8 protein-coding genes are annotated in these 12,059 nt (G+C 48.8%); 5 read left to right on the top strand and 3 right to left on the bottom strand.

Features of this window, described 5'->3' with window-relative positions; genetic code table 11:
- Positions 1-11 precede the first annotated feature (11 nt).
- Positions 12-302 (top strand): YciI family protein, encoded by a 291-nt coding sequence (locus MTBPR1_RS12550; RefSeq protein WP_069189360.1) that lies wholly within the window; start codon positions 12-14, stop codon positions 300-302.
- On the opposite strand, the gene MTBPR1_RS12545 is transcribed toward MTBPR1_RS12550, so the two are convergent.
- Entirely contained in the window at positions 299-1,042 is a 744-nt protein-coding gene (locus MTBPR1_RS12545; RefSeq protein WP_069189359.1) for an NRDE family protein, read from the bottom strand. The two genes, MTBPR1_RS12550 and MTBPR1_RS12545, sit on opposite strands and share 4 nt — an antisense overlap.
- A 113-nt stretch (positions 1,043-1,155) precedes the next feature.
- Between MTBPR1_RS12545 and MTBPR1_RS12540 the strand changes: the two genes are divergently transcribed.
- Positions 1,156-1,521, top strand: coding sequence for a DUF1476 domain-containing protein (locus MTBPR1_RS12540; protein ID WP_069189515.1), 366 nt, complete (start codon positions 1,156-1,158; stop codon positions 1,519-1,521).
- Positions 1,522-1,607: 86 nt separating this feature from the next.
- Positions 1,608-2,879 carry an adenosylmethionine--8-amino-7-oxononanoate transaminase gene (locus MTBPR1_RS12535; RefSeq protein ID WP_069189358.1) on the top strand — a complete coding sequence of 424 codons (1,272 nt, stop codon included), beginning with the start codon at positions 1,608-1,610 and terminating at the stop codon, positions 2,877-2,879.
- A 1-nt stretch (position 2,880) separates the two neighbouring features.
- Here MTBPR1_RS12535 and MTBPR1_RS12530 read toward each other — a convergent pair whose 3' ends face one another.
- Positions 2,881-6,459 (bottom strand): FecR domain-containing protein, encoded by a 3,579-nt coding sequence (locus tag MTBPR1_RS12530; RefSeq protein ID WP_069189357.1) that lies wholly within the window; start codon positions 6,457-6,459, stop codon positions 2,881-2,883.
- A gap of 53 nt (positions 6,460-6,512) precedes the next feature.
- Positions 6,513-8,876 (bottom strand): hypothetical protein, encoded by a 2,364-nt coding sequence (locus MTBPR1_RS18400; RefSeq protein WP_126465219.1) that lies wholly within the window; start codon positions 8,874-8,876, stop codon positions 6,513-6,515.
- Between the two features lie 184 nt (positions 8,877-9,060).
- On the opposite strand from MTBPR1_RS18400, the gene MTBPR1_RS12520 reads away from it, so the two are divergent.
- A complete protein-coding gene (locus tag MTBPR1_RS12520; RefSeq protein ID WP_069189355.1) occupies positions 9,061-10,761 on the top strand; it encodes a peptidase domain-containing ABC transporter in 1,701 nt (566 codons plus the stop codon).
- Positions 10,761-12,056: an HlyD family type I secretion periplasmic adaptor subunit gene (locus MTBPR1_RS12515; protein WP_069189354.1), complete on the top strand. Its 1,296-nt coding sequence runs from the start codon at positions 10,761-10,763 to the stop codon at positions 12,054-12,056. Before MTBPR1_RS12520 ends, MTBPR1_RS12515 begins: the two co-directional genes overlap by 1 nt.
- Positions 12,057-12,059: the final 3 nt, after the last annotated feature.

Raw genomic sequence — 12,059 nt, 5'->3', positions numbered from 1 at the left:
GAGTACATCTCATGCAGTTTCTAGTTATCGCCAAAGACGGCAAAGATGAAGATGCGATGGAGCGTCGTCTTGCTACGCGTCCTGCCCATTTTGAACATGCGCGCCTGCAAAAAAAGAAAGGCATTTTGATTATGGGTGGCGCTCTTTTAGATGAGCATGACCAGATGATCGGCTCGTCTCTTTTCGTGGAAATTGAAAGTGAGGATGCGCTCATGCTATGGCTGGCAGAAGACCCTTATACCAAAGCCAATGTCTGGCAATCCTTTGAATACCACCCCATGAAAATTGCGAACCTAGATTAGAGTTCAACGTCGTAAAAGTCATTCTCGCCCGGTTTGCCTGAACAAAATTTCCAAATGGGTTTGCGTTCCTGTTCCCACGCTTTGGGTAGGGCCAGCAGGCTTGAAGAAACGGTTTCAAAACCAAAATCGGTTTCAATCTGCATGGCACTGCGACTTTCCCCTGAATGTTTGCGACTGCTAAGCAAAGCCTGCCATGTCATCCAGTCATCCTGTGAAGGTTCTGGGGCGGGGGCTGCGCGAAAACGCGGCAGGTGTAACCCCAAGCGATCTGATTTTTCTGTATCGTTTAAGTCATGGGCGGAGATCATAGAAAGACCGTCTGCGATTTCTTCCACTTGAATGTTCATCCCGTCATTTTTAACCCACCAAGCCGTGCGCGCATCAGCAATGACCATATTAAAAGGGCGATAAGCTTCAGGGTTTAAATCTTCAAAGGCTTGGGCGGCTATTTCCGCCTCCGCATGATCAAGGGCTTCTAGGGGGAGCTCACCGCGGGATCTAAAATCAGGATGCGCACCCAACGTGCCAAAACGATTAAGGATACAGGCCACAAGCCCGTCATCATTGATCCCCATCCATGTGCCACCTGCTTCTTCATCAATGCCGGCAACCACATGAGGGCGATCAGGCCAATGGCGCATGGGGGCCTGCCATGGACGGTCTTTCATCTCATCACGGTTAGCCCCAAGAAGCAAAGGCCAGTCATGATCAGGGCGACGCAAGATAACAACGGTGCACATCTGACATGTTTCCTTATTTTTTCGTTGTATTTAGATCATATTACCTTGTCTTGCTCAATGAAATGCATATATTTTTTATAGAGGCATTAATTAAAAAAGAAATGGGGAAGAATATGAGTGATATCGCACGCGCCATTAAAGAACGTGAACAGGCTTTTGAAGCGCAATATAAACTCGATGAAGAACAGAACTTTAAAATCCGCGCCCGTCGTGACCGCTTGTTCGGCACATGGGTGGCAGAAAAAATCGGCCTTCAAGGGGAAGAAGCCGAAAGTTATGCTGTAAAAGCTGCTCAACTTGATCTGGAAGCACCCGGTGATGGCAACCTGCTTGCCAAGGTCGTTGCGGATCTGGATGAAGCAGGAAAAGTTATCACCAATGATGAGCTTTTAACGGCGCTGACTTCAGCCCTTAGTGATGCCCAGAAATCTTTTCGCGAAGAATATCCCGAACCTCTAGATGGCGATCATCGCCTCTAATTTTTTAAGACCACATCATCGCTATTTTATAACCCCGCATTTATGTTGCGGGGTTATATTTATGACACATACCAAGGATGCTCCTTATGACTGCCCCTAAATGGTTCACTGACGGTTTTCCCCATGTTTGGCTACCCTATAGCCAAATGCAAACAGCCCCGACACCACTTGCAGCCAAATCCACACAAGGCTGCACCATTACATTGGAAGATGGTCATGAGCTGGTTGATGGTATTGCCTCTTGGTGGACAGCATGCCATGGCTATAACCCTCCCCATGTGATTGAGGCGATGAAACATCAACTTGATGTCATGCCCCATGTGATGTTTGGCGGGCTTAATCATGAGCCTGCCCTCAAGCTTGCCAAACGTCTGGCTGATCTGTTGCCAGGCGATCTTAATCGCGTTTTCTTTGTGGATTCAGGTTCGGTCTCAGTTGAAGTCGCCATGAAAATGTCGATCCAGTATTGGATCAACAAAGGGGTAAAGGGGCGATCAAAATTCGTCTCCTTTAAAGATGGCTATCATGGCGACACCCTTGGCTGCATGTCCATTGCAGACCCTGAAGAAGGCATGCATCATGTCTTTAACGAGGTGTTGTTTGAACAGTTTGTCGTTGATGTCCCGCGCAGCCCAAAACAGTTAGAAGAATTTGATGCCTTCCTTGCCAAACATAAGGATGAAATTGCAGGTGTCATTACTGAACCTTTGGTCCAAGGCGCAGGCGGCATGAAAATGTTCAGCCCGGATGTGTTAAAAAACATGTGTGAGACAGTGCAAAAACACGAGCTGCTGTTTATTGTGGATGAAATTTTCACAGGCTTTGGGCGTACAGGCACCATGTTTGCCATTGATCAGGCCGAGATTGTGCCCGATATCATTTGCCTGTCAAAAGCCTTAACCGCCGGTGTGTGCCCACTGGCCTGCGCAGTTGCCCAAGACCATATCTATGAGGCATTTTTGAGTGAAAGTTTTGATGATGCCCTACAACATGGGCCGACCTATATGGCAAACCCACTGGCCTGCGCGGCTGCCAATGCCAGCCTTGATTTATTTGAGCAAGAGCCCCGCCTTGAACAGGTTAAACATATCCATCAAAAACTCAGAAACGCCCTAACGCCACTACAATCCATCAAGGGTGTGAAAGACATACGTATCCTTGGTGCCATCGGGGTCGTGCAGGTTTGGGATATTAAAGACACCAACTGGCTAAAAAAACGCTTTGTCGAAGAAGGTGTCTGGCTGCGTCCCTTTAGGGATATTATTTACCTGACCCCTGCCTTTACCATCAGTGATGATGAGCTGGATAAGCTTACAGGCACCATAGAAAAAGTGCTCACACAATGGTCTGAACTATAGGCTAAACATCTTCAATATCACCTGATGCCACCGTTGCAGCCCCCACATTGGCAACAACGGAATAGCCCCCTGCGGCTGTGCCATTGTTATCCACATAAAGGTCACCATTATCGTCCAAAATCACGTTTGATCCGGCTGAGGCATTGGTGCCGTCATACGTCCCTGTGATATCTTCAAACTGGATCGGGCTTGCGGTTGAAACGGTAATAGAAAAGGTTGCGAAATCAATCTTGATTTTGTCTGTACCCGTGGTGAAATCATTAATGCGGTCTATCCCGCTTGACGCATTAAAACTAAAGGTATCTGCGCCCGCACCACCATGAAGAAAATCACTCCCGGCCCCACCATCAAGAAGGTCATTACCCTCCTCACCTAACAGCACATCAACCCCGTCTTCGCCGACAAGGGTATCATTGCCATAATCACCTTTAAGGAAATCATCCCCCGCCCCGCCATTAATATAATCATTCCCAGCATTGCCAAAGACTGCATCATCACCAGCAAACCCATATAGATATTGGTCCGCCGAGGATGTTGCGATCAGAACTTCACCTGCTGCTGTGCCTGAGGATGTAACAGACAGAGTAAATGTCTCATCTCCAGCAGTTACCGTTTCCACGCTGTGGCTATCATACTGATCAACAATAACGACCTTGTTTGATGTATCAATTTCGACATGTAAATCATTACCGGAGCGCAACACTTCAAGTTCTTCCATATCAGTGACTTGTGCTGCTGTGATATCATTCACAGTCGTGAAGCTGTAATCAATCACCTCATCATCAAACTTGATGGTATCGGTCCCGCTATGATCGTCAATGGTATCAAGGCCAAATGCCGTATTAAATTCATAGGTATCATTACCGCTGCCGCCAACCAGCGTATCATCACCCGCCCCACCGTTGAGCGTATCATTGCCCCCGCCTGTCTCCGCACTAAAGGGGTTTGCCACCATGAAAATATCTGAAGATGCATTGCCATCAGCAGGCACGAGATTGGTTGATGAACTGTAAAACATAATGCTTTTGCCATCAGACGAAATATGAGCCTGATAGGCATTGCTATCGCCAACAGTGCCCGCAGCTGGCGCATCTAAAACAGAAATATAGCCCGTGCTGATCTGTTTAATATAGACGTGCGAGCCCGAGGTCACTCCACTGACAAGGTTTGTCGCTAAAGATTCAAAAACAACAAAATCGCCATCATCAGAAATAGTCGCATTGTAGGAATGGTTCCCCGTTGCCTCTGCACTGGCGCTTGTCGTATTAACCCGGATGGTATCGCCTGTGGTCAAATCCCGACGAAAGATATCGCGAAATCCGTTTGTATCACCCGTAACCATGGCTGTGGCATCGGATTCAAACACCACATAGCGTCCATCGGTTGAAATGGAAGGGTTATACGAACTGCTGGTCGTCATCAAAACTTCTGAGGAATCAACCGATGCTATATCTGAGACTTTTTGGGTTGCCACATCATAGATAAAAATATCCGTCCCCGTATTGGTATCGTCTGATGAGTTATCTGCATTTGAATCCCACAGGTCATTGGCAGAACTTTCAAACACAACTGTTGAGCCACCACCAGAGATCACCGCTTTATAGGAAGATGCGTCACCCGTTCCCAAACTGGCAGAGACATTTTTACTCACCAATTGCAGGGAGTTATCCGTCATATTTTTTATAAATAGATCATAGGTGCCATTTGTATCTGTGGCACTCACATCAGAGGAGAAGTTACTGGCATAGGTGCGAAAAACAACCAGATTACCATCATCAGAAACCGACATGATGCTAGAGATATTATCCCCTTCTGTGGTGCCATCACTTAAGGTGCTGACCATCTCCACTTCACCACTTGAGAGGTTCTTGCGAAAGACTTGTAAATAAGACCCAGCCCCCCCATCAAGGTTGGTTGCAAGGGAATCAAAAAACAGATATTTGCCATCACCTGATAAAATACCGTTCGTGGAGGCCGCATTGCCTGGGTCCCCAGCGGCATTGGCGCTACCTAAAACCAGATCTTGCCCGATTTTGACATAAACATCATCAACACTGTTGGTATCTTCACTCACCAATGCAGAACTTGATGCCACAAAGACCGAAATAAGATCATTGCCATCATCAGTAAAAAGATTGGTTGGAAGTTGGGTTAAGATGGCACTGCCAGCAGGGCTGATTTCCAAACCATTATCATCCGTACTGATGCGACCAATGATCGGCTCATCACCATAAAGCACATCATTACCTGCCTCGCCATAAAGGGTATCATCGCCATGATCACCCATGGCCCAATCATCACCAGCCCCCATATGAAAGGTTTCTGCCGCATCCGTGCCTAAGCGTTGTTCAGCCGCACTTGTCCCGGTAATTGTTGTTCCCGATGAAACCGGATCAGAGACAACCGGGTCTTCAACAATCGGGGCAACCGGGTCAGGCACAGGTGCCGGAGGGGGTGGTGGAATATCACCTGTTTTAACATCCAACAAGCTTCCCGGGTCGGGCAGTCCCAAATCACCAAAATCAAGGCCGACGTCTTCCCCCGCAGGGCCACCCTCTGTGGGAGATAAACGATCCTCACCCGCAGCGCCAATCAGATCGCCCTCGCCTTCAGCTCCTGCCAAAGGCTCCCCGACAGGCTTTTCACCTAATGGTCCACCTTCAGCAAACATCGGTTCTGCTTCAGGGGCAATATCACCTTCTTGTGGGGCCTCTTCTTTTAAGGCTTCTTCCTCAGGGGCGAGCTCTTCTTCTGCGGCAAGTTCTTCTTCGCCTTCACCCTCACCTTCTGCTTCACCCGCTTCACCTTCAGCGACTTCCTCGCCTTCCTCAACAGCTTCTTCGCCCTCTGCGTTTTCGCCTTCTTCACCTTCACCATTGCCATCTTCATTGGCTTCATCACGGCGTTTTGGCGGTGGCGGCATCACAGAGAGGGCAGAGCCATACATATTTTCAATCTGGGCTGCTGACATTACCGTTGGCGGGGGCGGCGCTTCAAAGCGGCTGGTCATGGCAACAGACTGGTTAGGCTGGTTTAGGACCTGAACACCTGCATCATTGCGCACAATGATCTCACCTAATTGACCATCCTCTTCTGCCATCAGGGTGATTTGGTTTTCACTTCCTTCTGGGGCTGCAACACCCGCACCTTTTGTGCCGCGCACCCCAATGGTTGCCACAGGTGTATTTAACACCATGGCCTCATCTTGAGTTTTTGAGATTTGACCGGAAACGAAAGAAAACACCCCATCAGCCACACTTAAAGTCATAGACCCACTTGGCCCTTCGGGGTCATAGACCATCTCATCAATGACCATCTGTGCACCTTCACCCAGTGCCACGGTCGTATCATCAGCAAAAATCAACCCCACATTACCAGAGGGGCCGACTTCCAACGTGTCGCCCATGAAAATCTCATCACCTTCATTCAGGCTTGCGCTCTCACCATTAAGGCGGCGCACAGTGACTGTGCCGTTCACAGTCTCGATACGACCGGCGGCTTCACCACTTCCTGCAAGTTGAGCAAGTTCTACGCCTTGCTCACCAAGGTCTTTCAGGTCGAATAACACGTTATCGGCCATTCTTATTCCTTCTGCTTTGAGAGGTCATTCCCTCTCTCACTTCATAAACCATTTTACTCAGACAATTCAATATCACTTGCCACCACCGTTGCACCACCTGCAACATTTGTCACAATGGAATAGCCCCCGGCTGCGGTATCATTGGTATCGATCCACACATCACCATTACTATCCATAATCACATTTGATCCAGTTGTGGCATTGGCCCCATCATAGGCCACATTGATCTCTTCAAACGAAATAGAGGAAATGCCATAGCTGGTTTTATCAATCGATAGCTTATCCTCGCCCGTGGTGAAATCACTAATGCTATCTGTACCTTGGGATGCAAAGAAATGAAACGTATCATTGCCTGTACCCCCTGTTAAGCTATCATCCCCAAGGCCGCTCCACAGCATATCGTTTCCGGCCCCGCCATCCATCACATCAACACCATCAAATCCATAAAGACGATCAGCCCCACCCAATGCCGAAATAGTATCTGCCGTATTTGACCCTGTTAGCACATCAAGGCCTGCCGAGGCCGTATTAATGGATGTATAAAACTTAAACGTTACACTCGCCCCATCTGCTAATGTTGCCTCTTCAAAAGTCATATGAATGGCAGAGTCACTTGCAGCCCCGTCAGGATCAAGGGGGGATGCATAGACAGAAGCAGCCGTTGGGTCTTTTTCCCACGGGTTTGTCACCGAGACTATGGCAGAACTGTCTTCTGAAACAAAAGAAATGGCATTGTCCGTTGTTGAACCTTTGGCAACAACCGCTGCCGGACCTGTCGAGGTGGTATTATTCAACACATCATTATCAGTATTTGAAGTGAAATTTAAATCGGAATCCTGATCGGGGTCTGCTGCGCGCATATAACGCACATTATTTAACGTGCTGCCCGATGTGTTTGTTATCGTCACTTCGGTTACAAAAAACGTTGCATCCTGATCAAAAGAAATCACTTGGCTAATATCAGCAAAAGCTGTGGAGCCTGAAGAGGTCGCAGATAAGGTACTTCCCGAGGATGTATCATAGGTCAACATGGAAATATCGCTATACCCGTCCGTCTCATAATTTTTTAAAGGCGTTGCCAAGCCACTATGGCTGAGGGAGAAACCTTCCATTGGTGCACCGGGTAGAAAATAATCATCACTTGTCGCACTTGCCCCACTATCAAACCCATCACCATCTGCCACCATGGCAAGATTATTATGTGTATTATTATGAAAGCCCGTTGGGGCCTCAGCAGTTGTTCCAAGTGAGCCATATTCTGAAACACCCAATTCTAGATAAGTCCCTTGCAAGAACACCTCACCACTCACAGCCGGTGTCGTGGTATCGGGTGGCGTGACGTCAGGATCATCTTTTTTGGTTGTTTCCTCATCGCTTGTCCCAATTGGGGTTAATAAGGAAGCCGGGTCAGTTAAAACGGCTGAGCCAAAATCAAATGTATCCCCAGATGTTGCAAATCCTGTTGGGCCAAACCCGTCCTCACCAGCGCCGCCGATTAAAGCATCTTCGCCTTCACCGCCTACGATCGGCTCTTCCCCCAAGGCCCCACCCGTATCGGCAAACATAGGTTCAGTCTCAATCTTTTCTTCTTCAAGGACGATCTCTTCAGCGTCCTCTACTTCGCCTGAAGCCTCGGCCTCCCCCTCTTCTTCTGCGGCCTCGACTTCTTCCTCAATTGCCTCTTCAGCTGCTTCTTCCACCTCATCCTCTGTGGCCTCACCCTCAGCATCACCACGACGTTTTGGTGGGGGAGGCATCACAGAAAGCGCACTACCATAGGCATTTTGGATTTCCGCGCTCGACATCACAACAGGTGGGGGCGGTGCTTCAAAACGGCTCACCATGGCAACAGATTGATTGGGTTGGTTCAACACCTGCACGCCCGCATCATTGCGCACGATGATCTCACCCAGCTGACCATCCTCTTCCGCCATTAGGGTAATCTGGTTTTCACTGCCCTCAGGTGCGGCAACACCAGCGCCTTTTGTCCCGCGAATACCAATGGTGGCAACGGGTGTGTTCAGCAGCATGGCTTCATCTTGGGTTTTAGCAATTTGTCCGCTGACAAAAGAAAACACGCCATCTGCAATACTTAAGGAAAGAGACCCGCTTTCACCAACCGGGTCATAGACCATTTCGTCAATGACCATTTGCGCACCAGAACCCAGCGCCACGGTCGTATCATCAGCAAAGATCAAACCAAGGCTGCTGCCATCTGCCACATCCAGACTATCGCCCATGAAAATGGCGTCACCTTCACGCAAGGCAACGCTTTCACCGTCTACACGCTGAACTGTCACTGTGCCGTTTATGGTCTCTACACGACCAGCGGCTTCTGTATTGCCCGCAAGCTGGGCAAGTTCAACACCCCTTTCACCAAGGGTATTGAGGTCAAATAACATATCTTGTGGCATCATTGCGTCCTTCTGGATTGCATTGCCGTTTTTCCCATTCTGGAAAACATGAAGATTATATCGCCAAAATAGATTTTTTTCAATCTTTGGTTATTTCGTGATGCAAAATATGGGCCTTAACAAAAAATAAATCTTTATCTGCAAGGTATAATAGGTTGAAATAAGGCATAAATCTAAGGGGAGAGCTATGAAAGAAGAAGGCGACAAAGGGGTTTTCAAAACCATCTTTGCACCCGTATTTCCCATCTTGGGGGAAATATTTGCCGCCACATTGGTCATCAATGTGCTCGGTTTCGCCATTCCTGTTTTCATCCTTCAAGTGTATGACCGCGTGATCGCCCAAGCGGGTATTTCCACGTTACAGGGCCTCATCATCGGTATGGCAGGCGTCATTATTTTTGACTTCATCTTGCGCCAAGCCAGATCAAGCCTTTTACAAAATGCAGCCATGCGCCTTGATGCGACCTTGGCAAAACAGCTTTTTAGAAAATTCACCAGCCTGCCCTTGCGCATCCTTGAACATCGCCCCAGTGCCTTTTGGCAATCCCTGTTCCATGATGTAGATAATATCCGCATGGCCCTTTCCGGTATTGCCGCCATTTTGCTGGCTGATCTGCCCTTTAGCGTTATCGGCATTATCCTCATTATTGCCTTGGCAGAACCACTGGCATGGGCCTTATTATTCATCGTGCCTCTGTTTCTTTTACTGGCTTTTCTGTCTAGCCTGTCTGCGCGCAATTCCACCAAGGATGAACGTACCGCCACCATGCGCCGCGATGCACTTGTTTCTGAAATGATCGCAGATCGCACCACTATCAAAGCCTTAGGCATGGGCAGTTACCTTGGAAAGCTTTGGGAAGAACGCCAAGCCAAAACCATTGATAGCTCCATCAAAAAAGCCGCACGTGCAGACCGATATCACAATCTGGGCAAAACCTTATTACTGTCGTCAACGGTCACCCTTACAGGTTTTGGTGCCATTGCCATCATCAATCAAGAAATGACGGTCGGGGCCTTGATCGCCGCAAACATGCTGGTCTCGCGCATTTTGCAACCCCTTAACCAACTTGTCCTACAATGGAAATCCTTAAGTGCGGCGCGTCAATCTTACAAGCGCGTTGTGCGCGTGCTGGATTATCCTGAAGACCGCCAAGACGCCACCTTAGAGCTGGAACGCCCCAAAGGTAAAATCACCATGGACGCCATTGCCTATCATTTTGGTGATGAAGAAAATACACCTGTTATTCGCGGTGTTGGGGCATCACTCGGGGCAACAGGTCTTCATGCCATCGTTGGCCCCAACGGAAGTGGCAAAAGCACGCTTTTAAAGCTTATGCGTGGGCTCTATACCCCGCGGGTTGGGCGTATTATGCTTGATAATGCAGACATGAGCCAATTTAGTGATGCTGAAAAGCTCAACTGGTTTGGCTACCTGCCCCAAGACACCCGCCTGTTAAGTGGCACCATTAAAGATAACCTCTCCATGGGGCCTGTCCCGCCCAGTGATGAGACCATCTCCAAGGCCACAAAAATTGCGGGCATTCATGATGAGATCATGGCGATGCAACAGGGCTATAGCACGCAAGTGGGCGAACATGGCGATAACCTGTCTGGGGGATTGCGCCAACGCCTTGCCCTTGCACGCACGTTGGTGACCGACCCAGTTGTGCTCTTGTTGGATGAGCCATCAAATAACCTTGATACAACTGCGGAGATCAAACTGGCCCGCCTGTTGAAAAAACTCTCTGAGCAACGCACGGTCATTATGGTGACCCATAGTATGAAACTGCTTGAAATCTGTGACAGTATCATGGTGCTGGAGCGTGGTCAGGTAAAAGCGGGTGGGAAAGCCTCTGATATCTTACCCCGTCTGAAAGGAGTTCGATAATGAGCGCCTTACAAAAACTGATCAAACAGAAGAAAAAGTCAAAATGGCTCTATCCGTCGCGCTTTATCATCCTCTTGCTCATCGGGCTTGGCTATTGGGCGCATAGTACAATCCTTGATGAAGTCGCCATCGCGCCGGGGCGTGTGGTCCCCCAAGGCCAGGTTAAAACTGTCCAGCACCTTGAAGGCGGCATTATTAAAGAGCTCAATATCAGTGAAGGCAGCACCGTTCAACGGGGGGATCCTTTAATGGTTTTAACCTTGGGTGTGGGTAAGCTTAATGAACAAGAACTGCTTACAGAGCTCGATGGTTTTCGCCTTGTTGAGGCCCGCCTTGTCGCCCAAAGCCAAGGTAAATCACAAGTCTTCTTCCCTGCTGAAAGTTTGGAGCGCCGCCCCCACGTAGCCCAGCGCGAACAAAATGCCTTTGAAGCCAGAAGGTCAGAACTTTCAGGCCAGCTCAGCGTCATTAAAAAACAGATAAAACAAAAAGAACTCGCCATTGAATCCTTGCGCACACGGCGCAATGCGGCCTCCAGCAAGCTTAATATTAGCGAGGAAAGCCAAGCCTTGGCAGAAGATGCCATGAACAAAGGCATGGGTATGCGCTCAGAATATCTTGAGCTCAGCTCGCAAGTGGAAAGCCTGCTCGGTGAAATCCGCACCATTGATGCAGAAATTCCAGCAGCGCGTGCAGATATTGAAGAAGCCCGTGCACGTCTAAATGAAACCCGCCTTAAACATAAACGCAAAGCCTCAGACCAGCTTAGTAAAGTCGCGCGTGAAATTTCGCGCATTGAAAAGGTTTTAGGTGAAGCCACAGAACAAGAACAACGCACCGTCATTCGCGCGCCCATTGATGGCACGGTGAAAAACCTGAAATACACCAACGTCGGCGGCGTTGTGCGACCCGGTGAAGCCATTATGGAACTGGTGCCCGTGCGCGATAGTTTGGTGGTTGAAGCCCGCCTCAGCCCCACGGACCGAGGTTATGTTCAGTTAGGGCTTCAAGCCAAAATCAAAGTCTCTGCCTATGATTTTGTGCGTTATGGTGCATTGCCCGGTCAAGTCATTCAAATTGCACCCGATACGGACAAGGGCGAAGACGGCACGCCCTATTATCGCGTGATTATTTCAACAGAGCGCACCTACCTTGGCGATGGCAGTATTTTACGCCTGCCCATTACCACTGGTATGGAAACTCAAGTTGATATTGTAACAGGCAAGCGCAGTGTTCTTGAATTCTTTATCCGACCGCTTCTGCGCCTAAAAGATGAAGCCTTTCGCGAGCGTTAATCT

Origin of the sequence: Candidatus Terasakiella magnetica, assembly GCF_900093605.1 — a bacterium.
Classification (GTDB): domain Bacteria; phylum Pseudomonadota; class Alphaproteobacteria; order Rhodospirillales; family Terasakiellaceae; genus Terasakiella; species Terasakiella magnetica.
The sequence above is the reverse complement of the archived record's forward strand: the minus strand, read 5'-3'. Positions and strand labels throughout refer to the sequence as shown.

Coding starts and splice junctions, on each gene's coding strand:
- MTBPR1_RS12550 (WP_069189360.1), top strand. CDS start 12: ATGCAGTTTCTAGTTATCGCCAAAGACGGCAAAGATGAAGATGCGATG.
- MTBPR1_RS12545 (WP_069189359.1), bottom strand. CDS start 1,042: ATGTGCACCGTTGTTATCTTGCGTCGCCCTGATCATGACTGGCCTTTG.
- MTBPR1_RS12540 (WP_069189515.1), top strand. CDS start 1,156: ATGAGTGATATCGCACGCGCCATTAAAGAACGTGAACAGGCTTTTGAA.
- MTBPR1_RS12535 (WP_069189358.1), top strand. CDS start 1,608: ATGACTGCCCCTAAATGGTTCACTGACGGTTTTCCCCATGTTTGGCTA.
- MTBPR1_RS12530 (WP_069189357.1), bottom strand. CDS start 6,459: ATGGCCGATAACGTGTTATTCGACCTGAAAGACCTTGGTGAGCAAGGC.
- MTBPR1_RS18400 (WP_126465219.1), bottom strand. CDS start 8,876: ATGATGCCACAAGATATGTTATTTGACCTCAATACCCTTGGTGAAAGG.
- MTBPR1_RS12520 (WP_069189355.1), top strand. CDS start 9,061: ATGAAAGAAGAAGGCGACAAAGGGGTTTTCAAAACCATCTTTGCACCC.
- MTBPR1_RS12515 (WP_069189354.1), top strand. CDS start 10,761: ATGAGCGCCTTACAAAAACTGATCAAACAGAAGAAAAAGTCAAAATGG.